The organism is Mycobacterium sp. E740 (assembly GCF_001672895.1).
Classification (GTDB): domain Bacteria; phylum Actinomycetota; class Actinomycetes; order Mycobacteriales; family Mycobacteriaceae; genus Mycobacterium.
This window is the reverse complement of sequence record NZ_LZKP01000128.1, coordinates 16,090-40,784: the sequence shown is the minus strand read 5'-3', so window position 1 is coordinate 40,784 and position 24,695 is coordinate 16,090. Positions and strand designations below refer to the sequence as shown.

The 24,695-nt window shown below is 66.5% G+C and carries 24 protein-coding genes and 4 tRNA genes; 13 read left to right on the top strand and 15 right to left on the bottom strand.

The genetic code is table 11. The features are described 5' to 3' along the window. Positions 1 to 982: NAD(P)/FAD-dependent oxidoreductase (locus A5663_RS12570; RefSeq protein WP_156744457.1), on the bottom strand; the 982-nt coding region annotated here is incomplete at its 3' end. Positions 983 to 1,034: 52 nt separating this feature from the next. After that, on the bottom strand, positions 1,035 to 1,628 hold the full coding sequence (locus A5663_RS12565) for a TetR/AcrR family transcriptional regulator (RefSeq protein ID WP_068148977.1): 594 nt from the start codon (positions 1,626 to 1,628) through the stop codon (positions 1,035 to 1,037). A gap of 78 nt (positions 1,629 to 1,706) precedes the next feature. On the opposite strand from A5663_RS12565, the gene A5663_RS12560 reads away from it, so the two are divergent. From A5663_RS12560 to A5663_RS12550, 3 genes are read left to right on the top strand one after another with little or no spacing between them, the layout of a single operon-like run. After that, entirely contained in the window at positions 1,707 to 2,186 is a 480-nt protein-coding gene (locus A5663_RS12560; protein WP_068148961.1) for a DUF2834 domain-containing protein, read from the top strand. A 27-nt stretch (positions 2,187 to 2,213) separates the two neighbouring features. Next, entirely contained in the window at positions 2,214 to 2,672 is a 459-nt protein-coding gene (locus A5663_RS12555; protein ID WP_068148959.1) for an ester cyclase, read from the top strand. Beyond that, positions 2,669 to 3,457: an MBL fold metallo-hydrolase gene (locus A5663_RS12550; RefSeq protein ID WP_068148956.1), complete on the top strand. Its 789-nt coding sequence runs from the start codon at positions 2,669 to 2,671 to the stop codon at positions 3,455 to 3,457. The genes A5663_RS12555 and A5663_RS12550 overlap by 4 nt, the downstream gene beginning before the upstream one ends. On the opposite strand, the gene A5663_RS12545 is transcribed toward A5663_RS12550, so the two are convergent. From A5663_RS12545 to A5663_RS12530, 4 genes are all read right to left on the bottom strand, one after another. After that, complete coding sequence (locus tag A5663_RS12545) at positions 3,454 to 4,299, bottom strand: SDR family oxidoreductase (RefSeq protein WP_068148953.1); 846 nt, start codon at positions 4,297 to 4,299, stop codon at positions 3,454 to 3,456. The two genes, A5663_RS12550 and A5663_RS12545, sit on opposite strands and share 4 nt — an antisense overlap. After that, positions 4,296 to 5,180 (bottom strand): alpha/beta fold hydrolase, encoded by an 885-nt coding sequence (locus A5663_RS12540; RefSeq protein WP_068148949.1) that lies wholly within the window; start codon positions 5,178 to 5,180, stop codon positions 4,296 to 4,298. The genes A5663_RS12545 and A5663_RS12540 overlap by 4 nt, the downstream gene beginning before the upstream one ends. Continuing rightward, positions 5,177 to 6,535 (bottom strand): cytochrome P450, encoded by a 1,359-nt coding sequence (locus A5663_RS12535; protein ID WP_068148947.1) that lies wholly within the window; start codon positions 6,533 to 6,535, stop codon positions 5,177 to 5,179. Before A5663_RS12535 ends, A5663_RS12540 begins: the two co-directional genes overlap by 4 nt. A gap of 222 nt (positions 6,536 to 6,757) precedes the next feature. Then, positions 6,758 to 7,672 (bottom strand): MBL fold metallo-hydrolase, encoded by a 915-nt coding sequence (locus tag A5663_RS12530; protein ID WP_068148945.1) that lies wholly within the window; start codon positions 7,670 to 7,672, stop codon positions 6,758 to 6,760. Positions 7,673 to 7,830: 158 nt separating this feature from the next. Between A5663_RS12530 and A5663_RS12525 the strand changes: the two genes are divergently transcribed. The 4 genes from A5663_RS12525 (at position 7,831) to A5663_RS12510 (ending at position 12,619) form a co-directional block, all read left to right on the top strand. Next, a complete protein-coding gene (locus tag A5663_RS12525; RefSeq protein WP_068148943.1) occupies positions 7,831 to 8,586 on the top strand; it encodes an SDR family oxidoreductase in 756 nt (251 codons plus the stop codon). Positions 8,587 to 8,668: 82 nt separating this feature from the next. Then, complete coding sequence (locus A5663_RS12520; protein WP_068148941.1) at positions 8,669 to 11,443, top strand: LuxR family transcriptional regulator; 2,775 nt, start codon at positions 8,669 to 8,671, stop codon at positions 11,441 to 11,443. Between the two features lie 103 nt (positions 11,444 to 11,546). Next, entirely contained in the window at positions 11,547 to 12,170 is a 624-nt protein-coding gene (locus tag A5663_RS12515) for a sigma-70 family RNA polymerase sigma factor (protein ID WP_082974091.1), read from the top strand. 26 nt (positions 12,171 to 12,196) lie between these two features. After that, positions 12,197 to 12,619, top strand: a complete 423-nt coding sequence (locus A5663_RS12510; protein WP_068148939.1) for a cupin domain-containing protein — start codon at positions 12,197 to 12,199, stop codon at positions 12,617 to 12,619. Between the two features lie 315 nt (positions 12,620 to 12,934). Here the strand turns inward: A5663_RS12510 and A5663_RS12505 are convergent. From A5663_RS12505 to A5663_RS12495, 3 genes are all read right to left on the bottom strand, one after another. Continuing rightward, positions 12,935 to 13,008, bottom strand: a tRNA-Phe gene (locus tag A5663_RS12505). A 39-nt stretch (positions 13,009 to 13,047) separates the two neighbouring features. After that, a tRNA-Asp gene (locus A5663_RS12500) sits at positions 13,048 to 13,124 on the bottom strand. A 33-nt stretch (positions 13,125 to 13,157) separates the two neighbouring features. Further along, positions 13,158 to 13,230: transfer RNA gene (locus tag A5663_RS12495), tRNA-Glu, on the bottom strand. Between the two features lie 121 nt (positions 13,231 to 13,351). Between A5663_RS12495 and A5663_RS12490 the strand changes: the two genes are divergently transcribed. Further along, positions 13,352 to 13,427, top strand: a tRNA-Lys gene (locus tag A5663_RS12490). Between the two features lies 1 nt (position 13,428). On the opposite strand, the gene A5663_RS12485 is transcribed toward A5663_RS12490, so the two are convergent. Continuing rightward, entirely contained in the window at positions 13,429 to 14,295 is an 867-nt protein-coding gene (locus A5663_RS12485; protein WP_068148937.1) for an SPFH domain-containing protein, read from the bottom strand. 66 nt (positions 14,296 to 14,361) lie between these two features. Beyond that, positions 14,362 to 15,366, bottom strand: a complete 1,005-nt coding sequence (locus A5663_RS12480; protein WP_068148932.1) for an oxygenase MpaB family protein — start codon at positions 15,364 to 15,366, stop codon at positions 14,362 to 14,364. A gap of 70 nt (positions 15,367 to 15,436) precedes the next feature. Between A5663_RS12480 and A5663_RS12475 the strand changes: the two genes are divergently transcribed. Continuing rightward, on the top strand, positions 15,437 to 16,021 hold the full coding sequence (locus A5663_RS12475) for a TetR/AcrR family transcriptional regulator (RefSeq protein ID WP_068148928.1): 585 nt from the start codon (positions 15,437 to 15,439) through the stop codon (positions 16,019 to 16,021). A 7-nt stretch (positions 16,022 to 16,028) separates the two neighbouring features. Here the strand turns inward: A5663_RS12475 and A5663_RS12470 are convergent, their stop codons facing one another. Continuing rightward, entirely contained in the window at positions 16,029 to 16,454 is a 426-nt protein-coding gene (locus tag A5663_RS12470; RefSeq protein ID WP_068148925.1) for a PASTA domain-containing protein, read from the bottom strand. Positions 16,455 to 16,665: 211 nt separating this feature from the next. Between A5663_RS12470 and A5663_RS12465 the strand changes: the two genes are divergently transcribed. The 4 genes from A5663_RS12465 to phoU all read left to right on the top strand — a co-directional run bounded on the left by A5663_RS12465 (position 16,666) and on the right by phoU (position 21,903). Beyond that, positions 16,666 to 17,664 carry an acyl-ACP desaturase gene (locus tag A5663_RS12465; protein WP_068148923.1) on the top strand — a complete coding sequence of 333 codons (999 nt, stop codon included), beginning with the start codon at positions 16,666 to 16,668 and terminating at the stop codon, positions 17,662 to 17,664. A gap of 8 nt (positions 17,665 to 17,672) precedes the next feature. Then, positions 17,673 to 18,833, top strand: coding sequence for a tRNA dihydrouridine synthase DusB (dusB, locus tag A5663_RS12460; protein ID WP_068148921.1), 1,161 nt, complete (start codon positions 17,673 to 17,675; stop codon positions 18,831 to 18,833). Positions 18,834 to 19,046: 213 nt separating this feature from the next. Next, positions 19,047 to 21,140, top strand: a complete 2,094-nt coding sequence (locus A5663_RS12455; RefSeq protein ID WP_068148918.1) for an LCP family protein — start codon at positions 19,047 to 19,049, stop codon at positions 21,138 to 21,140. 94 nt (positions 21,141 to 21,234) lie between these two features. Further along, positions 21,235 to 21,903, top strand: coding sequence for a phosphate signaling complex protein PhoU (gene phoU / locus A5663_RS12450; protein ID WP_068148915.1), 669 nt, complete (start codon positions 21,235 to 21,237; stop codon positions 21,901 to 21,903). A gap of 22 nt (positions 21,904 to 21,925) precedes the next feature. On the opposite strand, the gene pstB is transcribed toward phoU, so the two are convergent. The 3 genes from pstB to pstC are packed head-to-tail and all read right to left on the bottom strand — an operon-like array spanning position 21,926 to position 24,665. Next, positions 21,926 to 22,702 (bottom strand): phosphate ABC transporter ATP-binding protein PstB, encoded by a 777-nt coding sequence (pstB, locus tag A5663_RS12445; RefSeq protein ID WP_068148907.1) that lies wholly within the window; start codon positions 22,700 to 22,702, stop codon positions 21,926 to 21,928. A gap of 8 nt (positions 22,703 to 22,710) precedes the next feature. Continuing rightward, a complete protein-coding gene (gene pstA, locus A5663_RS12440) occupies positions 22,711 to 23,625 on the bottom strand; it encodes a phosphate ABC transporter permease PstA (protein ID WP_068148904.1) in 915 nt (304 codons plus the stop codon). Next, a complete protein-coding gene (gene pstC / locus A5663_RS12435; protein ID WP_068148901.1) occupies positions 23,622 to 24,665 on the bottom strand; it encodes a phosphate ABC transporter permease subunit PstC in 1,044 nt (347 codons plus the stop codon). Before pstC ends, pstA begins: the two co-directional genes overlap by 4 nt. Positions 24,666 to 24,695: the final 30 nt, after the last annotated feature.

Here is a 24,695-nt window from a genome sequence, read left to right as displayed (position 1 = left end):
TGCGGCTGCGGAGCAAGGTCGTCGAGGTCTGCGTCGCCGACGGGCGGGTGAACGGAGTGCGCCTCGAGGACGGCACCCCGCTGAGCGCGCCGGTAGTCGTCTCCGGCATCGCGCCCGACCTGACGGTCAACGGACTCATCGACGTGGGATCGGTGCCGTCCTCGAGGCGCACTCCGTTCACCCGCCCGTCGGCGACGCAGACCTCGACGACCTTGCTCCGCAGCCGCAGTTCGCCACCGGCGTCGGTGAACACGTCGCAGAGGTGGGAGGTCAGCGCGCCGATCCCGCCGCGAAGTTTCTTGACCAGCAGCGCGTTCTCGTCGGGAACGGCGAAGCCGTACGCGAGCGCCGCCGCGGTGCCCGGCGTCGCCGGCCCCCGGTAGGTGGTGTTGCACGCCAGCAGTGACAGCATGCCGCGCAGCGCGCCGTGCTTCTCCTTGTCGGGCAGGAAGCGGTCCAGCACGTCGGTCACCGAGCCGAACAGCAGGTCGGTGATCGCGGCGCGTTCGAATTCCGTTGTGGCACAGGCGTACGTCTCGTCGAGCGTCTTCGGCGGCCGGCCCGCGTCGAACCGGCCGAGCGCGCGGGTCGGCGCCTGGCACCAGGCCATCAGGCCGGCCATCCCGTTCACCGCTTCGGCGCCGTGCACTTCGTTGATGTGGGCGAGCAACTTCATCGGGTCGGTGTAATAGACCAGCGGTTCGTCGCCGACGCCGCGCAGTGACACCGACATCACGTCGAGGTCGACGGTGGGCAGCGCGTCTAGTCCGAGTTCACGGCTGACGACCGCAGAGGTGGGGATCTGCACCGAACCCGCGATCTCGAACCTGAAGCCGTCGAACAGTTCAACCGTGGAGGCCATGCCGCCGGCATAGAGCTTGGCGTCCAGGCAGACGGTGTTCAGTCCGTGTCTCTGCAGCAGGGTGGCGGCGGTCAACCCGTTGTGGCCGGCGCCGATGACGATCGCGTCGAAGTCGCTCATCGGCTGAGGCTGGCACGGGGTGCGTAGTTTTGTCAATGATGACGAAACTTGGTCAATCGATACCGGCGGCGAGGATGTCGAGCGCCTCGCGTGTGAGCCGGGACAGCTCCGGCAGCGACCGCTGCTCGCCGAGCATCCACATCTCCATCGCGCCGAACACCGCGGCCGCGATGCAACGTGCGGTCACGGCGATCCGCATCCGCTGCTGACTTCCGGCGCCCGGCGCCAGGTTCGCCGTCAGGTGCTCACCGATGGCCTCGGCGAAGTCGGCTTCGACCTGGCGGATATGCCGCACGACCCGGCCGGGCTCAAGTTCCTGGGCGCGCAGTGCAGCGGTCTGCGCGACGGCCCAATCGTCATACGGGCGAGCCATGATCGCCGAATGCACCGACTCGATGATCGACTCTTCGGGGTTTCGGGCCGCCAGCGCCTCCCGGAACCACTCCAAGCCGGCGTAGTCAGCGAAGAGCAGATCGTGCTTGGACGCGAAATGCCGGTAGAAGGTCCGAAGCGTGACGCCGGCGTCCGCGGCGATCTGTTCGGCAGAGGTGTCCTCGACCCCCTGGGCCAGGAACCGGACGACCGCGGCTCGCCGCAGCGCCTCGCGGGTGCGCTCGCTGCGTGCGGTTTGCGCTGGCCGTGGCATGTGCACGAAGGTACCCGACCGGAAGCGCGATGTTATGTCAACATTGACAAAACTTCGGTCAGTGGCCAGACTCCCGCTATGGTGTCCCTCATCGTCCACGCGGTCCTCGGCATCGTGGTCATCGCATTCGTCATCAGATCGAATCCGGCGATATTCACGCGAGTCCCGACGGGTCCGAAGCTTTCGGCCCTGGAAACCGCCTACTGGGCTATCGGTATCGCATCGCTTCCGCTGTGCTGGTACTTCAACATTCGCTATGTGTACGAATTCGCGCCCAACCCGACGATCGGTCAGCCCAACTGGTCAGAGTTCATCGCGCTGGGATACGCCAATCCGGCATCGAGTTCGCAGGTGCTCGACTACACGATCATCAACGTGATCCTGCTGCCACTGTTCACGATCGTCGATGGGCGCCGACGCGGAATCCGTCGACCGTGGCTGTTCTTCGTTTCCAGCCTGTTCACCAGTTGCGTGTTCGCTTTTGCCTTCTACTTCGCAACGCTCGAGCGGCAGCGTCGGCACCAGCACGTGGAGGCGCCGGTCCAATCTGCGGCCTGACGGCCCGCGCGGCCGTACAGTGCGTGCATGATCAGCGACGCGCTGCGGCAACGCCGGCTCGACGTGATCCGGGTGCACATGGACACCGAGGTCACCAAGGAGTTCGACGCCACCCTGGCCACGTTCAAGAACGAGTCGGGGGGCCGTCCGCACTACGAGATCATGGCCACCGGCCAGGTGTTCGACGGTGACGACGAGGTGATGGCCTACTACCGGACCACGCGCACCGCGTTTCCGGATCAACGCCACGACAACGTCCGCTTCCACGTGTCCGACGATGCGGTGATCGTCGAATTCGATCTGCTGGGAACGAATCTCGGCGAGTTCTACGGATTACCGCCGACCGGTAGGGCGTTTCGGGTTCCGGTCGCCGCGATCTTCTTCTTCGAAGACGACCGGATCGTCAACGAGCGGATCTACTTCGACTCGGCCAGTCTGGTCAGCCAGATCGGCCGCGCGGAGCTGCTCGCCGGTGACACCGCATGAAGGTCCACCATCTCAACTGCGGGTCCATGCATCCGAAAGTCGTCCCGCCACTGGTCTGCCATGTGCTGCTCGTCGAGACGGACAACGGCCTGGTGCTCGTCGACAGCGGGTACGGGCTCGACGACTGCGCCGCTCCGGCAGCGCGCATCGGCCCGACCCGCTGGATCACCCGCCCTGTCCTCGACCCCGACCAGTCCGCCGTGAAGCAGGTGCAGCGGTTGGGTTTTCGCCGCGAGGACGTCCGGCACATCGTCGTCACGCATTTCGACGTCGACCACATCGGCGGGATTTCGGACTTTCCCGAGGCGAAGATCCATTGCACCGCAGCCGAAGCGCTCGGAGCGATGCGAGCGCCGAGCCGCGAGGAAAAGTTCCGGTTCCGGCCCGCGCAGTGGGCACACGGGCCGAAGATCGTCGAACACAGTCCCGACGGCGAACGGTGGCGCGGTTTCGCCGCCGCCAAGGAATTGACCGAGATATCAACCGGAATCGTATTGGTGTCCCTGCCCGGCCACACCCGCGGCCATGCCTGTGTCGCCGTCGACGCCGGCAACCGCTGGCTACTGCATTGCGGGGACGCCTACTATCATCCGGGCACCATCGACGGCGAAGGCCGAGTTCCCAGGCTGCTTCGCGTTTTCGAGAAGTTCGCGGCGTTCGACCGCAAGAAGGTCACGGAAAACCATGCGCGCCTCACAGAGCTGTACCGGCGCGGCGAGCCCGACCTGTTCCTGTTCTGCGCGCACGACGCGGGCCTGCTCGACCGCGCCATCCGAACCGCCTAGCGGCTCGCGCGCTTGCGCAGGAACGACTGCAGCCCTCCGAGGACGTCGTAGTAGCGCGTCGGCGCGATCCGCCCGAGGGTATCGAAGAGGTAGGCGTCCGGGCCCACGAGGATGCGGACCTTTCCGGCTTCCACGCCGCGGTGGATGATCGCCGCGGCCTTGTCGGGCTGGGTCATCGTAATCGCCGCGAACTCCTGGGCCATCTGTTCCTGGGTGCGGCCGCGACCGTCGGGATCCTTGCGGTAGCGGGCGTTGCGGACGATGTTGGTGTTGATGCCGCCGGGGTGCACGTTGACCGCCGACACGCCGGTTCCGCGCAATTCCTGGCGCAACGAGTCGGTGAAGCCGCGGACTGCGAATTTGGCTGCGCAGTAAGCGCTCTGGGTAGGCATGCCGACAAGGCCGAAGACGCTGGAGGTGTTGACGATGACGCCCTCGTCCTGCTCGACGAGAATAGGCAGGAACGCCCTCGTGCCGTTGACGACACCACCGAAGTTGATGTCCCACAACCAGGCATCGTCCTCGACGACCGCGTCGAGCACGCGCGAGGCGACTGCGACGCCCGCGTTGTTGAACACCGCGCCGATCGGCTGCGGCGCCCACTCGCGGACCTCGCCGGCAAAGTCGAGTTGCGCCTCGGCGTCGCGCACGTCGAGCACCCGCAGCAATGTCGGGCCGTGCAGCGAGGCCTCGGTCTCCTTGAGGCCCTGCTCGTCGACGTCGGCGATGGCGACCGGGCAGCTGTGCGCGGAAAGCCGTTGGGCCAGAGCGCGTCCGATGCCGGATGCCGCTCCGGTGATGACTGCGGTGCGGCCGCTGATCGTCCTGCGCTGCTTGCTCATGCTCGCTCCTTCAGTGTTGCGTGGTCGGTGACGAGGTCTATGACGCGGTCCCATGCGCCGGTGGGTAGGTCGTGACCGAGGCCGGTGATGGTTTCCAGGCGTGCGCCGGGTATCGCCTTGGCGGTGGCCGCCCCGCCGGTCGGGTTGACCATGCGGTCCCGGTCTCCGTGGATGACCAGGGTCGGCACGTCGATGTGGGCGAGTTCGGCGGACCGGTCGCCGGAGGCGAAGATGCCGGCCAGCTGGCGCACGATACCGCCGTTGGTCGGATCGCGGTCCCACGCGATGGCCGCCGCCTCACGGACCGCCCGCTCGTCGAAGGGATAACCGTGCGAACCGATGTGGCGGAACATGTTCACCGCGTTGTCCATCGCCTCGGCGCGGGTGCGGGGCGGTCGTGCGGTCAGCATGCGACGCCAGGTCGACACCGCGGGCCTGCCGAGTCGGCGCGCGCCGGTCGTCGACATGATCGACGTCAGAGTGCGAACGCGGCCCGGGTGGTGTGCGGCGACGGTCTGGGCGATCATGCCGCCCATCGAGATGCCGACAAGGTGGGCGTCGTCGTGGCCGAGCGCGTCCATCAGCCCGACGGTGTCGCGTGCCATGTCGCCCAGGTGGTAGGAGTTGCGGCCGCGAAACATCGCGACGGGGTTGGGCGGCCGCTGTCTGATGTGCGTCGACCGGCCGGCGTCGCGGTTGTCGAAGCGCGTCACCAGGAAGCCGCGCGCGACCAGGGCGGCGACGAAATCGTCTGGCCACGAATGCAACTGCTGCCCCAGCCCGGCGATGAGGAGCACAGGGGCGCCGGACGGGTCACCGGTCTGCCGGTAGCACAACTCGATGCCGCGCCCAACGTCGACGATGGTCTCCTGGTCTGTCATGCCGACACCCTCTCCGACTCGCTGGTGGCCGCCTTCTGCGCGGCCTTGGGCCGACGGAACACGATGGCGCGTCCGCCGCGCGCGGGCGCTGTCGCGACGCCGCGGGAATGCCGGCGCTCGCCGCGGGCATACGTCGTGCCGAACTCGAACTCGCGCAGCAGAGTTCGTAGCGTCACGTTCATCTCCATGTTCGCGAATGCCGCGCCGATACAGCGGCGGATGCCGCCGCCGTAGGGAATCCACGTGTGGGTGTCCGGATTGGCGCCGAGGAACCGGTCGGGATTGAATGTGCCCGGGTCGGTGAAGTTCTGCGGCGACGCGTGCGACATGCCGATGCTGACGATGATCGTATGGCGTTGCGGAACCACCCACTCGCCCAACCGGATACGGTCTCGCGTGACACGTAGGGTCGCCTCGATCACCGGCCGGGTGCGCTGCACCTCCCAGACCGTGGCCTGCGTCAGCTCGGTCCCGCCCGCGTCGACCTCGGCGGTCAGCCGGGACAGCAGGCGCGGGTGCCTGCGCAGGCGTTCGATCGCCCAGGCCAACGTGGTCGCGGTCGTCTCGTGACCGGCGGCAAGGAGGGTGAGCAGTTCGTCGGCGATGTGGCCGTCGGAGATCGGCGAGCCGTCCTCGTATCGGGCGTGTAGCAGCAGAGCAAGGACGTCGGTACGCTGCTCGAACTCTGGGTCGGCACGGGCGTCGGAGATGAGGCCGGCGATGATCTCGTCGTAACGCCGCCGCGCCCGCGTCACGCGGCCCCACGGGCTCCACGGCCCTAGGTCACGCCGAAGGACCTTGGGCAGCACGGCCATCCGGGAGGCGAGCGGGACCATCGGTGGCAGTAGTTCGCGAAGTTCGTCCAGCGCGGCGCCCTCCGCGCCGAAGACGGTGCGCAGGATCGCGTTGAGCGTGATGCGCATCATCGAGGGCAGCGTTTCGAACTCGCGGCCTTCTGGCCAGGTGGCGACCTCGCGCAGGACCTCTTCTTCGACGATCGCCTCGTAACCGGCCATGCGCTTGCCGTGAAACGGCGGCACGAGCAGCTTGCGTCGTTCCCGATGCTCGGCGCCGTCGAGGCTGAACGTGGACCCCGGTCCCAGCACCTGCCCCAGATTGGAGGCTCGGGCGACCAGGTCGCTGTTCGTGGTGAACAGATCCTTGACGAGGCTTCGTTCGCTGATCACGAGAGCTGGACCGAAGACCGGCAACTCGACGGTGAATGCACCGCCGTACCTGCGGCCGATCGCGGTGAGCGCACGGTGGCGCACGGTGAGGAAAGCCAGTCCGACTGCCGCCTTGGGGAGCCGGGGGCCGGGCGGAAGCCGCACCGGGTCCGTCGTCGCTTCGGCCATGAAGCCACCTTCCTGGAGCCCTCGGTACACCGAGGTACCGACGTACGGTACGTGGTGGTACCGAAGAAGGCAAAAGGTGATGGCGTCCGCGTGGGGTGCCCACAACGTGCATCGGTACCTCAACTACATCGACAGTGGCGGTAGAAATGTTCGCCCCACCGCCCTGTCCGTCCTCACGGACCGCCGCCCCACCCGCGAACCCGTACGGCGGCGTCCTCGCGATCAGTAGTCCCACGCGGAAGGGACGCACCGGAACGCGTTACCTGCCAGCGCCACACGACACACCGACGGGAACGGCAAGTGGGTGGCCACCAGAGACTCACCGGTCGATGCCAGCTCGCGCAGCAGCTCGACACGCACCCGAGCCGCTTCCGCTGGGTCGTGTTCGAAGCCGTTCTGCCAGTTCGGGTTGTCGAAACCTGGCGCGAAAACCGCGTCGCCCGCGAATGTCAGTCGCTCACCACCCGAGGCCACTTTCACGACGCTGTGGCCTGGAGTGTGACCACCGGTGCGGGTGACGAGCACACCCGGTGCCACCTCGTAGTCGGTCTCGAACGTGCGCAGCTGGCCTCGGTATTCGGCCAGGAAGCGTGCGGCGATCGACCGCAAGGCATCCGGCACGGGCGCGGGCATGTCGGTCTGCGAGAAATCGGGCGCCTCCCAGAACTCGGCCTCCCTGGAAGCTGCGTGGATTCGGAGGTCGGGGCGGAGTCGCTCCTTCAAGCCACGAGTCAGCAACCCGCCCACGTGATCCATGTGCATGTGGGTGAGCACCACGTCGGTGACGGCCGACGGATCGATGCCGGCGGCCTCGAGCCGGTGGACCGTCTGCCCTGCGCGCGGGAAGTCCGGGAACTCCACACCGAGGCCGGCATCGACGAGGATCGTCCTGTCACCAGCTCGCACCACGACGACATTCAACGGCCAGTCGAGTACTTCGTGTGGCAGAAACCTCTCGTCGAGCCATTGCCCAAACTCTGTTTTGTCGGCGTTGGTCGCCATCGTCTTGGCGGTGATGGGTAGGACCCCGTCGCTGATGATCAGCACCTCGATGTCACCTACCCGAACCGCGTAACGCGACGGGACCAACTCGTCGGGCACTACCTGCACGGAGCGTGATTCGTCGACGACGCTCATGACCTTCTCCCGTTCAACTATCAATCCGACGACGGCCTCGGATCGGGCCGCCAACCGGCGGAACGCCGCTCAGTCACCCGGGTCATCCATGGATGAATCCCCGAGGCACATGTCGTTCCCTGGAGTAAAGGACATCAACAGCTTGAAAGGAGCGCGACGTGAAGATCGTTGTCGTAGGTGGAACCGGCCGGGTGGGCTCGATCGTGGTGCGGCACTTGATCGATCGCGGTCACCAAGCGATCGCTGCGGCCCCGAGTACCGGTGTCGACACGGTGTCCGGACGGGGTTTGGCGGACGTGCTCGACGGTGCCTCGACCGTTGTCGACGTGTCGAACTCACCCGTCCTCGACGACTCCGCGCGAGCGTTCTTCGAGGCATCCACCACCAACCTGCTGGCTGCCGAAGCTGCCGCCGGAGTCAGCCACCACGTCGCCTTGTCGGTGGTAGGCACGGCCCAGCTAGCAGAACGAAGCGGCTACTTCGCGGCGAAGCTGATGCAGGAGCAACTTCTCGCGACGGGTGCGATACCTCACTCGATCGTGCACGCCACTCAGTTCTTCGAGTTCGTCGCGACCATCGCAGATTCCGCGACCGTCGACGGGTCAGTGCGGCTGCCGCCCGCGTTCATCCAGCCCATCGCAGCCGCCGATGTCGCCGAGTTCGTGGCATCGGTCGCCGTCGGCCCACCAACCAGAGGAATCGTGGAAGCCGCTGGCCCACAGCGGTATCGGATGCCCGAGCTCGTGCGCACCGCACTTACCGCGGATGGCGACCCCCGCGCCGTCGTCTCGGATTCCACGGCCACGTATTGGGGCACCGCAATCGCCGAGGACGTCTTAGTGCCCGCAGAAGGGGCCTGGCTTGGGACGCGGCATTTCGAAGACTGGCTCATCGCCTCCGCGGCCACCGGCTGAGTCAGCTCGTCACTGCTGACATCCTCGGTGGGAGGCCGACCGTCGGTACGGTAGTCCCGAGACTTCGGGACGGCGGTGGGACATGGCGATACAGGGTCCGGTGCAACGCCTGCGCGGTCGTGCAACTGAAACCGCCGTGTTGCGCAACCTGATCGCCGATGCCAGATCCGGTGCCGGTCGGGCGCTTGTTCTGCGGGGAGAGGCGGGCGTCGGAAAGACGGCATTGCTCGAGTGCGTCGTCGAGGCGGCCGACGACTTTCGGGTGTCGCAGGTGTCCGGCATCGAGTCCGAGATGGAACTAGCCTTCGCGGGCCTCCAGCAGTTGTGTTCGCCCATCATCGGCTTCGCCGACCAGTTACCCGCACCTCAGCGCGACGCGCTGCACGTCGCGTTCGGACGCGGCACGGGTCCAACGCCAGACCGTTTTCTGGTCGGCTTGGCGGTGCTCAGCCTTGTGTCGGCTGCCACCACAGACGGGCCGCTTCTCTGCGTCATTGACGACGCCCACTGGCTCGACGAGGTGTCGGTGCAGATTCTGGGCTTCGTCGCGCGACGGCTGGTAGCCGAGCCGGCAGCGTTCCTCTTCGCGGTGCGCGAGCGACCCGACGGGCTGACTGGTCTGCCAGAGCTGGTCGTCAAGGGTCTGTCCGAGGATGAGGCCAGGGCGTTGTTGGATTCGGTCACGATCGCTGCTCTGGACCCGCTGGTGCGTGACCGAATCGTCGCCGAGACTCGCGGTGTTCCGCTGGCGATCCTCGACGTGCCGCGCAGTGTCTCGGCGGCAGAGCTTGCCGGCGGGTTCTGGATCTCGGGCAAGCGCTCGTCGCCAGCCGCCATCGAGCGTGGCTTCACCGACCGCGTGCGCGCGCTACCGACCGCTACCCGAAGGCTGCTGCTTCTCGCCGCTGCTGAGCCGGTGGGCAATTCGGCGCTGTTCTTGCGTGCAGCCGCCCGGTTGGGCATCCCGGTCGACGCGCTCGCAGCGGCGGAGGCCGAAGGCATCGTGGAGCTCGGTCCCCGGCTACGCTTCGCCCACCCGTTGATGCGATCAGCCGCCTACCGCGCCGCCGACTTGGACGAGCGCCGAGCCATACACGCCACTCTGGCGGCCGCCACCGATCCGGACGCCGACCCCGATCGACGCGCCTGGCACGCAGCGCTCGCCGCGGCGGGGCCCGACGAGACGGTTGCCACGGAACTGGAAGCGTCCGCCGGTCGTGCACAGTCCAGGGGCGGCGTCGCCGCCGCGGCGGCCTTCCTGGAGAGGGCAGCGGTACTCACGGCCGATGCCGGCATGCGCGGGAAGAGGGCGATCGCGGCAGCGCAGGCCAAGCGGGATGCCGCGGCGCCAGATGCGGCCCGCGAACTGCTCGCCCTGGCAGAAATGTCGCCACTGACGCAGCTGGACCGCGCGCGGGTGGGAAGGATGCGGGCCCAGATGGAGTTCCTTCGCAGCCGCGCTGGCGAAAGCGGAGCCCTGCGCACCACGGAGGCGGCCGCGGGACTGCTGGAAGCAGCCCAGGCACTCGACGGCCTCGATGATGAGCTGGCGCGCGAAACCTACCTGGAGGCATTAACTGCAAGCATGTACGCCGGCCGGTTGGGCAGGCCTGGCCAGCTGGCGGACATTGCACGCGCAGGCCGCGCCGCCCTCGCGGACGTCACGGCTCCCAGCCGCCCGGTCGACCTGTTGTTGAGCGGCCTGACCACCAGGATCCTCGACGGGCCGGGCCGTGGGTCCGAGCACCTACGTGCCGCGCTGGACCGGTGGAACACCCATTCATCCAGCGCCGACGCCACGACGCTGCACTGGCCGTATCCGATCGCCCAGGAGTCCGCCGCGCATGAACTCTGGGACGACGCCGTGCTTCAGCACATCGCCACCGAAACGGTCACACGTGCACGCGCCGCTGGCGCCCTGGCGGCCCTCCCACCCGCACTCGTGTACCGCGCCGGCGTCCACGTCTACACCGGCGAACTAGCTGCTGCCGAAACCCTCATCGCCGAGGTGACCGAGCTGACCGCGTCAACAGGTCAAGCGCCGGTGAAGTACCACTCGCTGACGCTGGCCGCCTGGCGCGGCGACGTCGAGGCCATCGGCCTGCTGAAGGCGGCCGCCGCGGACGGTCTCGCGAAGGGTGAGGGCCGGCTGATCGGCGTGGCTCGATTCACCACGGCGGTGCTGTTCAACGGCATCGGACGGCATAGGGAGGCGCTGGCCGCCGCACGCGAGTGCTGCGAGTACGAGGACCTCGGGTTCCACGGTTGGGCATTGTTCGAATTGATCGACGCTGCAACGCATCTCGATGACCGCCAGGTCGCCGCAGGGGCCCTCAAAGGACTGGTGGCGCGCGCGGGCAGTAGCGGCACCGATTGGGGGTTGGGCATGGCGGCTGCGGCGCGTGCCCTCGTCGCGGCTGGCGATACCGAGGCAAACTTCGTCGAAGCGGTCGAAGGCCTAGAACGAGCACATATCGGATTCCACGTCGCACGGACGCGGCTCTCGTACGGCGAGTGGCTGCGCCGAAACCATCGGCGGGCAGACGCTCGCACGCAACTCGGCGCCGCTCACGAATCGTTCACCGGCATGGGTGCTCACGGCTTCGCCGCGCGAGCGCGCCGCGCATTGGTCGCCACGGGCGACAAGGTCCGCAAGCAGCCGACGACGTCGGGCGATCCGCTGACGGCTCAGGAAGCGCAGATCGCGAAATTGGCAGGCGATGGGTTGACTAATCAGGAGATCGGCGCCCAACTGTTCATCAGCACCCACACCGTGGAGTGGCACCTGCGCAAAGTTTTCGTCAAGTTGGGTATCAGCTCGCGCCGCCAGCTGCGTACACGCGACCACGTGTACTGAGCGCTGACGAATCCGACTACGGACTGTCAAGGGTCCGCCACGGCGCGTGGCGCGGAAGTGTCGAGAGCAGCAATCAACTCGACGCCTCGACAAGGACCAAACCATGAAGACCCACGGCATCGGCCTGAGAGCCGTCACCGCATCCACGTCGGCGCCGATCGCGCCGACCGACGCCGATCGCGGACTCGCCGACCGCTTTGCCCGCGATGCGGTGCCCCTCGTCGGCGTGTTGAGTCGGCGGGCGCGACGGTTGACCACCTGCGACGCGGACGCCGAGGACTTGGTGCAGGACACCCTTCTGCACGCATACGCAGGATTCGCTTCTTTCGAGCCGGGGACGAACCTCAAAGCCTGGTTGTTACGGATCATGCACAACCGCTGGGTGAGCGGGCACCGCTACCGACAACGTCGGCCAAACGAAGTCGCCGAGGACGTTGCCGGCGTCGCGGACCTAGCGCGCGCCTCGATGAGGCACCGGTCCGCCGAGGCCCAAGTGCTCGACACGATGGCCAGCGACGACCTTCACGCTGCCCTCGCATCTCTGCCCCATGGCACCCGAATGGCGCTGTACTACGCCGACGTGCTGGGGCACACCTACGCCGAGACCGCGGCACTGCTCGACATCCCGGCTGGCACGGTCATGTCGAGAGTCTTCCGCGGCAGGCAGCGGCTACGTGCGGAACTCGCACACCTCGCTCCAACCGAACGCAACGCCGTCACCGCGTAATCGGTGACGCTGAAAGGACATGACACATGACCGCCGCATACGACGCCCAGTGGGAAAGCGCACTCACCGTCATCCAAGAGGTGACACCTCCCCTCCTGCCGCAGCGGGCCCACGCGACGACGGTAACCGTCACTTACCCGCCAGGTAGCGCAGGCGCCCCGCCGCATCGGCATCCCGGCGGACCCGCCTTCGGTTTCGTCCTCGAAGGCGAAGTGCTCTTCGAGCTCGAAGGCGAAACACCGCGAGTGCTCCGGGCAGGCGAGGCATTCTGGGAGCCCGGGGGCGACGTGATCCACTATTCGGACGCCAACAACCGCGACGACATCCGGTGCCGATTCGTGGTCACAATGCTCTGTGCGCCCGACCGTCCGATGCTCGAGTTGGTGAGCACCGACGAACTGGCACAACGCAGTCACCGTCGCGTGCCACCGGGGGCGCCGTCGCGTTGACGATCTTGACCGCGATGGCCTCGCGACGACTGGATACCAGTTCTCAGCGATCCGGCTGTCGAACAGAGCCGGTCGGTGAGAGGCCGTCCCTTCCGAGCCCGCCTATCCGCGACGACGTCTCCGCTCTGGTGCTCTTAATACGGATGTCGGCGGTCCGTTGGCGTTGTTCCCCTTCAGGCGAAGATGACCGCACACCCGCCTACTGGGGTTAGGACAAGGCGGTGATCGAGTAATCAGCGGCGCGAGTTGTGTACGTGCCGGGCGCCGTCAAAGTCGGCATGATGCTGAATATCCGACTGGACTCCGTTGTGCTTGTGGCCAGGGCCGGGATCGAACCGGCGACCTTCCGCTTTTCAGGCGGACGCTCGTACCAACTGAGCTACCTGGCCGGAAGGCAGGGGCCTCACAACCCGGATGCCTCGCCGTGATGGCGACCCTGACGGGACTCGAACCCGCGACCTCCGCCGTGACAGGGCGGCGCGCTAACCAACTGCGCCACAGGGCCTTGCGTGCGTCCCATCGTACGGGTCGTCACGTGTACCCCCTACGGGATTCGAACCCGCGCTACCGCCTTGAAAGGGCGGCGTCCTAGGCCGCTAGACGAAGGGGGCCAGCCGAATCTCTCCGGGGTACTCGCAACGCGATGACGTTGGGAGCTTCGATAGCTTAGGGCACCGACACTGCAATCCTCAAACGAGGCCACCACTAGCCACCCAGTATCCTGTCGTTCGCGCCCCTATAGCTCAGTTGGTAGAGCTACGGACTTTTAATCCGCAGGTCCCAGGTTCGAGCCCTGGTGGGGGCACCATCTACCGCGTCGGCACGGTCGGCACCACGCCGCTGCTCGGCCAGCAGCCCAGCGGGCTGATACCCGCCTCGCGCGCCGAGTCGAGACACTTGCTCACCAACACGTTGGGATTGTCGGCGACGGAGCCCGCGAGGATTTCGTTGGCGCGCGCCTCGGCCTGGGCGGTCTTGGCCCGTTGTTCGGCGATCCTGGTGTTCGCCTTCTCGACATTCAGCGCATTGATGCGGTCCTGGGTGGCTTGGTCGTAATTGACCAGCGGCACAATCACGTTCAGGATTTCGATCTGGCCGCCGACCTTCGCGCGCAGTTTGTCGGCGACCTCGTCGCCCAACGCCTGCACGTTGGCGCCCTCGACGTTCTCCGGCGCGAGCGGATCGAAGTCGGCGAAGACCTCGTTGAGCGCCGCCCGTAGTTCGCGGGTCACCAGGTTGTCGCGGACATTCTCGAACTGCAGGTAGTCGAGGAACAATTCGTCGGCCGCGGACGGCTGGATCCGCCATCGGACGCTGTTGTCGACGTTTGCCGTCGAGTTGTTGCCCAATCGCACTGTCGTCGCCTGCTCGCCGGTGTGGTTGTCGATCTGGATGGTGCCGTCCATCTCGGTCACCGACTGCCAGGGCGCCTTCAAATGCAGCCCGTTGCCGAGCGTGCCGCTGGGCCGGCCGAACGTCGTGACGACACCGACGTTCCGGGCCGACACGATCGTCGTCGAGCCGAGGATCAGTACCAGGATCGCCAGCCCTCCGGCGACAACCGCCACCCGCGTCGCACGTGTCCGGCCGACCGGGTTCTTCGACGTGGCCCGTACCAGAACCGCGACGATCGTGACGACGATCAGCAGGATCACTGCAACCACTTGCCAGGTCACGTCGGCCAACTTTCTGTCGAGGGTCCGGCGAATAGTAAGGGCTGCAGCGGTCCTCGGCAGCGTGTTCTACACGTTCGGGCAGTAGAACTGCGGCTGGCCGCGGTACTCGACCGGCGGCAGATTGCGCGCGGGTGTCTCCACCAGAGGCGCGTCCGCGGGCAGCCGACCTGTCGCCCGGTCGACCGCCGACCGCTTGCGCGGGTGCATCAGCATGCGTTTGGGCAGCTTCTTGTTGGCGAGAGTGATGACGTCGCAGAGGCGCCGATGCAGCCATTCCTGACGAGGTGACCATGTGTAGCCCATCAGCTCGCGCACCGGCGGGTCGTAGAGGGCCACCGTCATGAATGTCAGAAAGCGTTGCATCACTTTCAGATTCAGCGCCCACATCCAGTCCGGAATCCAGGACAGCGACGGGTGCTTGGGCATGGTGGACAAGTCCATCACCTCGCGCGCCGCCCAGTTGTTCTCTAAGACGTTGCGGCACATGTGATCCCAATACTGCTGGAATTCCTCCCAGCTCTCGGGCACCGGCCGCATGCTCACCCCGTACATCCGGTACCAGGCGATGTGCTCGTCGAACAACTGGCGCTTGTCAGCCTCGGTGAGTCCGCCGCCGAACTTCTCGGCGGCCAGCAGGGTCGACTTGAAGAACGTCGCGTGGGCCCAGTAGAAGACGTCGGGGTTCAGCGCGCTGTACCGCCGGCCCTGCTCGTCGACGCCCTTGATCCCGATGTGGTAGTCGCGCACCTCCGCGCCCGTCTTCGGTGCGCGGTCGCCGTCGAACACGACTCCCCCGATCGGGTAGATCGACCGCAGCAACCGAGGGATCCGCTCGAGGAAGAAGATGGAGTGCTCCTGCACCGCTGCGCCCAGCTGCGGGTGCATGTTCTGCATCGACCCGGCCCACGTGCCCTGGAACAGGCCCGTCCACTGGCCGAAGTACTTCCACGTCAGCGAGTCAGGACCGAGCGGCAGGGGTGGGGCGTCGTAGCCGCCGGATGTCACGGGGCAGCCGGCCGCCACCTCCGGCGTGCTGTTCACCGGGCACGTCGCAGACGTATCTTGAGGCACTGATGTACTTCCGTCCGGATCTGTATCAGACTTTGACTACAAGCGTTGTCACCGCGAGCTTAGGAGGAATGTGGCTTCGGGTCAACGACGGGGCCGGTGGTCCGGCGTGCCGCTGCAGGACCGCCAGGTGCTGCGCCGCGACGAACTCATCGCCGCGGGAGTCGAGCTCCTCGGTAGCTCCGAGGGCCCGTCCCTGACCGTTCGCGCTGCGTGCCGTACCGCCGGGCTGACCGAACGCTACTTCTACGAGAGCTTCGCCGACCGCGACGAGTTCGTCCGCGCCGTCTACGACGACGTGTGTGCGCGGGCGATGTCGACGCTGATGACGGCAGAGACGCCGCGCGACGCGGTCGAGCGGTTCGTCGCGCTGATGGTCGACGACCCGACCAGGGGCCGGGTGCTGCTGCTCGCGCCTGCCAGCGAACCGGTGCTGACCCGCTCCGGCGCCGAATGGATGCCCAGCTTCATCGAACTGCTGCAGCGGAAGCTGACCCGCATCACCGACCCCGCGCTGGCGACGATGGTCGCCACCGGGCTGATCGGAGCGCTGACGGCGTTGTTCACCGCTTACCTCAACGGAACTCTTGTCGCCACGCGCGAGCAGTTCATCGACTACTGCGTCGAGATGCTGCTCGCCCGCGTGTCGAGCTACTAGCCCGCGATTACTCGCCTGGCACAGCAGGATTCGCGAGTTCCTCCGCTTCCTGCTGCTGGGCTTCCTCTTCGGCCTTCGACTTCGCCGCCCGGCCCAACGGGTCGGCGACCGAGGTACCCGAATGTTGCGCGGTGGCGTATTCGCCGGCGCAGTTGAGCGCGACCGAGATTTCGTTGTCGTCGGCCGTGTTGATGCGCAGGAACGACGAGTCCCAGATGTTGGTGACGATGCAGTCGCCCTGGTCGAGCTTGTCTCCCACGCGGGAGGCGATCTTCGCCGTCCCGCCGCTGTCCTTGATCTCCTTGAGCGCGTCGGAGTACTTCATCCCCACGACATCGGGCGCGGCGACGGCGGGTGCCGCCCCGTAGACAGCGACCGATGCCGCGGCGATCCCCACCGACGACAAGAACGCGTAGGAGACGATCTTTTTCACTGCGACGCCAACCTCCGTGTCCGGACTCTGATCTGCTCGAAGTGTATGGCGTCCGGGAAGGCACCGCCACCGCTGCTTCGCATGCGCCTTTGGCGCGTGTGACACTCGCGACGGAACTTGAATGTCACCGCGGGACACAGATATATTGAGTGCAACCAACAGGTACAGATAATTCCGATGGCTTCCCTTCTGGGAGGAGGACTGAGGACCAATGCACGAGAACTTGACCGACCTGCACCTGCTGCAAGAACTCGAGCCGGTGGTGGAGAAGAACCTCAACCGGCATCTGTCGATGCGCAAGGACTGGAATCCGCACGACTACATCCCCTGGTCCGACGGCAAGAACTACTACGCCCTCGGCGGCAAGGACTGGGACCCCGAAGAATCGCAGCTGTCCGAAGTCGCCCAGGTTGCCATGGTGCAGAACCTGTTGACCGAGGACAACCTGCCGTCCTACCACCGCGAGATCGCGATGAACTTCGGCATGGACGGTGCCTGGGGCCAGTGGGTCAACCGCTGGACCGCCGAAGAGAACCGGCACGGCATCGCCCTGCGCGACTATCTCGTCGTCACCCGCGCGATCGACCCCGTCCAGCTCGAACAACTTCGCGTCGAGCAGGTGACCCGCGGCTTCTCCCCCGGCCAGAACCAGCAGGGCGACCTCTTCGCCGAGAGCCTCTTCGACTCGGTCATCTACGTGACGTTCCAGGAGTTGGCCACCCGCGTCTCGCACCGCAACACCGGCAAGGCCTGCAACGAGACCGTCGCCGACCAGCTGCTGGCCCGCGTCTCGGCCGACGAGAACCTGCACATGATCTTCTACCGCGACGTCTCCGAGGCCGGCTTCGAGATCGCGCCGGACCAGGCCATGCACTCGCTGCACCGGGTGCTGCGCAACTTCAAGATGCCCGGGTTCACCGTTCCGGAGTTCCGCCGCAAGGCCGTGATCATCGCCGTCGGTGGCGTCTACGACCCACGCATCCACCTCGATGACGTGGTGATGCCGGTGCTGAAGAAATGGCGGATCTTCGAGCGTGAGGACTTCACCGGTGAGGCCGCGCGGATGCGCGACGACCTCGGCAAGCTGGTCGAGGAGCTCGAGGAGGCCTGCGAGAAGTTCGAGGTCTCCAAGCAGCGCCGGCTGGAGCGCGAGGCCCGCAAGGCCGAGAAGCTCTCCGCGAAGAAGGTCCTGGCCGCCAGCTCGACGTGACGAGCACTATGACGGCTCCGGCCGAGGCGCGCGAACTGGCGATCGGGCCGCTGCGGCTGCGCAGCCCCGTCGTGCTGGCACCGATGGCCGGTGTGACGAACGTCGCGTTCCGCACGCTGTGCCGCGAACTCGAGCTGGCCAGGGCCGGCACGGTCAGTGGCCTCTATGTCTGCGAGATGGTGACGGCGCGGGCGCTGGTCGAGCGGCATCCGGCGACCATGCACATGGTGACGTTCGCGCCTGACGAGAACCCGCGCTCGCTGCAGCTGTACTCCGTGGATCCGCAGAACACCTACGCCGCAGCGAAGATGATCGCCGACGAGGGTCTCGCCGACCACATCGACATGAACTTCGGCTGCCCGGTGCCCAAGGTCACGCGGCGCGGAGGCGGCGCGGCGCTGCCGTACAAGCGCAGGCTGTTCGGGCAGATCGTGCGCGCGGCGGTGTCCGCGACAGCGGGCACCGACATTCCAGTGACGGTCAAGTTTCGCATCGGCATCGACGACGCCCACCGCACTCATCTCGACGCCGGCCGCATCGCCGCCGAGGAAGGTGCCGCCGCCGTCGCGCTGCACGCCCGCACCGCGGCCCAGCGGTATTCCGGCGAGGCCGACTGGGAGCAGATCGCGGAGCTCAAACAACACGTGACGGCCGTGCCCGTGCTCGGCAACGGCGACATCTTCGAAGCCGCGGATGCGCTGGCGATGATGTCGGCCACAGGATGCGACGGTGTGGTCATCGGCCGCGGCTGTCTCGGCAGGCCGTGGTTGTTCGCCGAGTTGTCGGCGGCGTTCAACGGAACACCCGCACCGACGCCACCGACGCTGGGCGAGGTGGCGTCCATCATTATGCGGCACGGCGAGTTGCTGGCGGCCCACTTCGGCGAGGACAAGGGCATGCGCGACATCCGCAAGCACGTCGCCTGGTACCTGCACGGGTTCCCCGCCGGAGCCGAGCTGCGACGGGCATTGGCGCTGGTCAAGTCCCTCACCGAACTCGACGAGCTGCTGAAGAGGTTCGACCCCGCGGTGCCCTTCCCCGACGCTGCCAGCGGACCTCGCGGCCGTCAGGGCTCGGCGGCCTCGGTTGCCCTGCCGGAGGGCTGGCTGACCGATCCCGACGACTGCACGGTGCCGACGGGCGCCGAGGTCATGCACTCCGGGGGTTGAGCCCGATGCCAGCCGCCCGTGAAAGGATCGTGGCCGTCTCCCAGTCGTGGTCGTCCTGAGACGACTCTGACATCACATCTCTCAGGATGTCTCAGTACGATGAGAATCTCGTTTGCAAGGAGCTCCCCTCGCGGAGCCGCCCAGAGCTGCGTCAACGGCGTGACAGCACGCGCCCCTCGCTGCACGCGGTAGGAGTCGGAGGCCGGTAGGAACATGAGTGACGGCGACAGGGACATCCCTGATGCCACTCCTGGCCCTGCGGACCCCACCGACGGGGACAACCAATGGCTTACCCGAACTCAGCGCCCGACTGCGGGTGCCGCGCCGTGGGAGCGCAAAAGTATTTCGCGCTCGTCGCCGGCCGATGCCGATGCCGATGCGGATGCCGTAGAAGCGGAGTCCACCGGAAACCACACCGATGGTGTCACCGTTGCCGACCTGATCGCCAAGCTGTCGGGCGATGCCGCAATTCCGCCCCCGCGACGCCGCCGACGCCGTGAAGACGAATCAGCGGCCTCGGCTGAGCCAGCCGCCGCACCGCCGGCCGAGAGCGACGCCGAGGTCGAGGGGGAGAGCGACGACTCGACCGACGACTGGGCCGACGATAACGACACCGAGATCTTTCCGGTCGTGCGCGAACGCCCGGAACTGCCCGACCTGGCCCTGGTGCGGCGGCCAGGCAGGATGCCCGCGGCGCATTCGACCATGGGACGCCTGCGCACGAAATCGCGCACCCGGCGACGCAGGACGCTCATCGCCGGACGCGCGTTCGCAGCGCTGATCGCCGTACTCGCGCTCGCGCTGACCGGTGGTGCTTGGCAGTGGCAGTCGGCGAAGAACAACATGCTGAACCGGATCGCCGCGCTAGATCCGGATTCGCGCGACATCGTCGACCCCAACGCCCAATTCGGTGACGAGAACTTCCTGATCGTCGGCGTCGACAGCCGGATCGGCGAGAACAGCGACATGGGCGCGGGCACCACCGAGGACGCGGCCGGCGCCCGGTCGGACACCGTGATGCTGGTGAACATCCCGGCCAACCGCGAACGTGTTGTGGCCGTGTCGTTTCCGCGTGACCTCGCGATCGAGCCGATGAAATGCGAGCCGTGGGACGCCCGCACCGGCGAGTACGGGCCGATCACCGATCCGGAGTCTCCGATGTACGGGGCCGAGCAGGTCTACACCGAGTACAAGCTGAACTCGGCGTACGCCGTCGGCGGCCCCAAGTGTCTGGTCAAGGTCATCCAGAAGCTGTCCGGCTTGTCGATAAACCGTTTCATGGCAGTCGATTTCGCGGGCTTCGCCAAGATGGTCGACGCTCTCGGCGGGGTCGAGGTGTGTAGCACCACGCCGCTACAGGACTACGAACTCGGCACTGTGCTGCCCAAGGCGGGCCGTCAGATCGTCGACGGCCACACGGCGCTGCAGTACGTCCGCGCACGTCAGGTGACCACCGAAACGAACGGCGACTACGGCCGCATCAAACGTCAGCAGCTGTTCCTGTCCTCGTTGCTGCGCTCGATGATCTCCAAGGAAGTGTTCTTCTCGCTGTCCAAGCTGAACAACGTCGTCAACATGTTCATCAACGACAGCTACGTCGACAACATGAACACCAAAGACCTGGTGACACTGGGCCAATCGATCCAGGGCATCGCCGCGGGCCGGATCACATTCCTCACCGTCCCGACCACCGGCTACATGGACGAGTACGGCAACGAGCACCTGCGCGAGCAGGACACCCGGGCGATCTTCGACGCCATCATCAACGACGACCCGCTGCCCAAGGAGAAGAACGCCGACAACACGCCGGTGCCGGGAACTCCCGAGTCGACGACGAACGCCCAACCCGAGGCCGCGCAGTCGACACACGACTCCGCACCGTCGAGCGAAGTGGTCGACGCGATCACCACCAATCCCGCCGACATCACGGTTCGGGTGTCGAACTCGACCGGACAGAGCGGCCTGGCGGCGACCGCGGCCACCGAACTGCAGAGTCACGGGTTCAAGGTCACCAGCCCCGACGACTACCAGGGTCAGCTGAACTCGACGACGGTGTTCTTCTCGCCCGGCAACGAGGAAGCCGCGGCGACGGTGGCCTCGTCCTTCGCCAACCCGACGATCGAGCGGATCTCTGGCATGGGCGACACCGTGCGCGTCGTGCTCGGAAGCGACTTCCACACGGTCAACGCGCCGCCGCCCAGCGGATCGCCGGTGCAGGTGCACGTCGTACGCGGAACGCACAGCTCCCCGACCGAGCTTCCGGACGATCTCGCGGTCACCAACGCCGCGGACACCCGCTGCGAGTAACCCTCGTCGTCCCAGCGTTTGGGCAGGTGGGGTTCACCCTTCGTTCATTCGTCGCCTCATGCCGTTCGGGCGGCATTGCCCGTAGGGTGGAGACATGCGTACTGCGTACCACGAGCAGTTGGATGCGCTGACCGGTCAGCTGGGCGAGATGTGCGGGCTGGCCGGAGCGGCGATGGAACGGGCGACCCAGGCCCTGCTGCAGGCGGATCTGGTGCTCGCCGAACAGGTGATCACCGACCACGAACAGATCGCGACGATGAGCGCGCGCGCCGAGGAGGCGGCCTTCGTGCTGCTCGCGCTGCAAGCGCCGGTCGCGGGGGACCTGCGCGCCATCGTGGGCTCGATCCAGATCGTCGCCGACGTCGACCGCATGGGTGCGCTGGCCCTGCACGTCGCCAAGATCGCCCGTCGCCGCCATCCCCAACATGCCCTGCCAGAAGAGGTGAACGGATACTTCGCCGAAATGGGAAGGCTCGCAGTCGAATTGGGTAATAGCGCCCAGGAGGTCCTGGTGACCCGCGACCCGGAGAAGGCGGCCCGGATCGGCGAAGAAGACGACGCGATGGACGACCTGCACCGCCATTTGTTCACCGTGTTGATGGACAAGGAGTGGAAGCACGGGGTGGCCGCCGCCGTCGACGTGACACTGCTCGGCCGCTTCTACGAGCGGTTCGCCGACCATGCCGTGGAGGTCGCGCGACGAGTGATCTTCCAGGTCACCGGTAAGCACCCGACCGAAGAGGAAATCCCCGCCCCGCGCTAACTCGCGACGCTAACTCGAAAGGTCAGCCGAAGCGACCGGAGATGTAATCCTCCGTCGCCTTCTGCGACGGGTTGGAGAAGATCTTCTCGGTGTCGTCGATCTCGATGAGCCGGCCCGGCTTGCCCGTCGCCTCGAGGTTGAAGAATGCCGTCTGATCACTCACCCGCGCGGCCTGCTGCATGTTGTGCGTGACGATGACGATCGTGAACTCCTGCTTGAGCGTCGCGATCAAATCCTCGATCGCCAGCGTGGAGATGGGATCGAGGGCAGAGCACGGCTCGTCCATCAGCAGGACATCGGGTTGCACGGCGATCGCGCGGGCGATGCACAGCCGCTGTTGCTGACCTCCGGACAACCCGCCGCCCGGCCGGTCCAGCCGGTCTTTGACCTCGTTCCACAGATTGGCCCCCCGCAGCGACCGCTCGGCCACCTCGTCGAGGGTCTTCTTGTTGCGCACGCCCTGCAGTTTGAGCCCGGCCACCACGTTGTCGCGAATCGACATCGTGGGGAACGGATTCGGCCGCTGGAAAACCATGCCGACCGTCTTGCGCACGCCGACAGGGTCCACCCCGGCGCCGTAGATGTCCTCACCGTCCAGCAGCACCGAGCCCTCGACCCGCGCGCCGGGGATCACCTCGTGCATGCGGTTCAGGGTCCGCAACACCGTTGACTTGCCGCATCCCGACGGACCGATGAAAGCGGTGACGTTCCGGGGCGGGACGGCCAGTGAGACGTCGGCGACGGCGTGGAACGAGCCGTAGAAGATGTTGACGTCCTTGAGGTCCAATCGCTTGGCCATCGAAGCTCCTAAACCTTCTTGGGGGCAAAGAGTCTCGCGAGCAACCGCGCCCCCACGTTGAGAATGGCGATCAGCAGGATCAGGGTCAGTGCCGCGCCCCACAAGCGGTCGGTGGGAACCGGATTGGCGCCCGCACCCGCCGAGGTCTGGTCGTACATCATGCCGGGCAGCGAACCCATGAAGCCGTTGAACATGTCGAAGTTCATGGCCTGCGCATAGCCGACCAGGACCAGCAGCGGAGCGGTCTCGCCCATGACGCGCGCCAGCGCCAGCATGATGCCGGTGACGATGCCGGACAAGGCGGTCGGAATGACAATGCGGGCAATGGTTTTCCACTTCGGCACGCCGAGCGCGTAACTGGCTTCTCGCAGGTCCATCGGGACGATGCGCAGCATCTCTTCGGTGGCGCGCACGATGACCGGGATCATCAGCAGCACCAGCGACAGCGACACCGCGAAACCTGACCGGCCGAATCCGAGCGTCGCAACCCACAGCGCGTAGATGAACAGCGCGGCGACGATCGACGGAACACCGGTGAGGATGTCGACCATGAACGTCGTCAACTTCGCGAATCGCGTTCCGCCGCCGTACTCGACGAGGTAGATGCCGACGAACACCCCGATCGGAATCGAGATGACCGCGCACACCAGGCCCTGCAACAAGGTGCCCACGATCGCGTGGTACGCACCACCGCCGGCCGCGAAGGCCGTCATGGCGGCTTGCGAATTGGTGAACCACACCGGCGATGTCAGCGCTTTGAAGCCCTTGGCGACAACCGAATACAGCACCCACAGCAGCGGTACGAGGGCGATCAGCACGGACAGCGTGACGAGAATCGTTGCGACGTTGTTCGTCACTTTGCGCCGCAGGCCGACCCCCTGAAAGGTCGTCGCCTTGACCGGGCGGTCCAGCGTCGTGGTCATTTCGGTGCCTTCCCGGCGACCGCGGCCCGCGCCAGCGAGTTCACCACGAACGTCAGGATGAACAGCACCAGGCCGGCCGCGATGTAGGCGCCCGCCTTGTACTGATCGTTGAATTCGCTTGCGGTGGCGGCGATCAGGCTGGCGAATGTGTACCCACCGTCGAACAGCGACCAACCGAACGCCTGCTGTGTGCCACGCAGGATGATGAGCAGCGCGATGGTCTCGCCGAGTGCACGGCCGAGCCCGAGCATCGCACCGCTGATGTAGCCCGAGACACCGAACGGCAGCACCGTCGTGCGCACCACCTCCCACCGGGTCGCGCCCAGCGCCAGCGCCGCCTCGATCTGACCGCGCGGTGTCTGGACGAACACCTCACGGGTGACCGCCGTGATGATCGGCAGGATCATCACGGCCAGCACGATTCCGGCGGTGAAGATCGTGCCGCCGCCGGCCACCGACGCCGTTCCGGTCTTGAACAGGAACAGCCAGCCGAGATTCTCGTTCAGCCACAAGGCAATCGGCTTGAGCACCGGCGCCAGGACGTAGAGCCCCCAGACGCCGTAGATGATCGACGGCACCGCGGCGAGCAGGTCCACCATGTACGCCAGCGGCCCCCCCACCCGCCGAGGGGCGTACTGCGTCAAGAAGATCGCAATCCCCAGCGCCACCGGCATGGCCAGAAGCAGCGCGAACACCGATACGAACACCGTCACCTGCAGCAGGTCGAGGATGCCGAAATGCATCGCCGAGGTGTCGGTGGTGATCCAGTTGCCGCCGTAGAGGAAGAAGTTCTCCTGGTTGCGGGCCAGCGCCGGAACCGCCCGCCACAGCAAGAAGGCGCCGATCGCCGCGATCAGCGCGACGATGAAGGCACCGGAACTCTGCGCCAGTACGCGGAAGATGCGGTCGCCGACACGCTCTTTGGCGTTCCTCGTAGGGTTGGTCGAAATCGGCGTCGGCTCGGGAAAGGGTGAAGCAAGCGCTTCACCCGATCCCGCGTCGGCCGGATTGGGGATTGTCACTTCGAGCCTATCGGTCATCGGTCCCAGGACCCATCCTCACCGTATCCG

Bases quoted from the DNA above. Each gene is read 5' to 3' on its own strand.
- A5663_RS12465 (WP_068148923.1), top strand. From the start codon at position 16,666: ATGCACGAGAACTTGACCGACCTGCACCTGCTGCAAGAACTCGAGCCG.
- A5663_RS12555 (WP_068148959.1), top strand. From the start codon at position 2,214: ATGATCAGCGACGCGCTGCGGCAACGCCGGCTCGACGTGATCCGGGTG.
- A5663_RS12510 (WP_068148939.1), top strand. From the start codon at position 12,197: ATGACCGCCGCATACGACGCCCAGTGGGAAAGCGCACTCACCGTCATC.
- A5663_RS12550 (WP_068148956.1), top strand. From the start codon at position 2,669: ATGAAGGTCCACCATCTCAACTGCGGGTCCATGCATCCGAAAGTCGTC.
- A5663_RS12515 (WP_082974091.1), top strand. From the start codon at position 11,547: ATGAAGACCCACGGCATCGGCCTGAGAGCCGTCACCGCATCCACGTCG.
- A5663_RS12455 (WP_068148918.1), top strand. From the start codon at position 19,047: ATGAGTGACGGCGACAGGGACATCCCTGATGCCACTCCTGGCCCTGCG.
- pstC (WP_068148901.1), bottom strand. From the start codon at position 24,665: ATGACCGATAGGCTCGAAGTGACAATCCCCAATCCGGCCGACGCGGGA.
- pstA (WP_068148904.1), bottom strand. From the start codon at position 23,625: ATGACCACGACGCTGGACCGCCCGGTCAAGGCGACGACCTTTCAGGGG.
- dusB (WP_068148921.1), top strand. From the start codon at position 17,673: ATGACGGCTCCGGCCGAGGCGCGCGAACTGGCGATCGGGCCGCTGCGG.
- A5663_RS12535 (WP_068148947.1), bottom strand. From the start codon at position 6,535: ATGGCCGAAGCGACGACGGACCCGGTGCGGCTTCCGCCCGGCCCCCGG.
- pstB (WP_068148907.1), bottom strand. From the start codon at position 22,702: ATGGCCAAGCGATTGGACCTCAAGGACGTCAACATCTTCTACGGCTCG.
- phoU (WP_068148915.1), top strand. From the start codon at position 21,235: ATGCGTACTGCGTACCACGAGCAGTTGGATGCGCTGACCGGTCAGCTG.
- A5663_RS12530 (WP_068148945.1), bottom strand. From the start codon at position 7,672: ATGAGCGTCGTCGACGAATCACGCTCCGTGCAGGTAGTGCCCGACGAG.
- A5663_RS12545 (WP_068148953.1), bottom strand. From the start codon at position 4,299: ATGAGCAAGCAGCGCAGGACGATCAGCGGCCGCACCGCAGTCATCACC.
- A5663_RS12540 (WP_068148949.1), bottom strand. From the start codon at position 5,180: ATGACAGACCAGGAGACCATCGTCGACGTTGGGCGCGGCATCGAGTTG.
- A5663_RS12565 (WP_068148977.1), bottom strand. From the start codon at position 1,628: ATGCCACGGCCAGCGCAAACCGCACGCAGCGAGCGCACCCGCGAGGCG.
- A5663_RS12560 (WP_068148961.1), top strand. From the start codon at position 1,707: ATGGTGTCCCTCATCGTCCACGCGGTCCTCGGCATCGTGGTCATCGCA.
- A5663_RS12520 (WP_068148941.1), top strand. From the start codon at position 8,669: ATGGCGATACAGGGTCCGGTGCAACGCCTGCGCGGTCGTGCAACTGAA.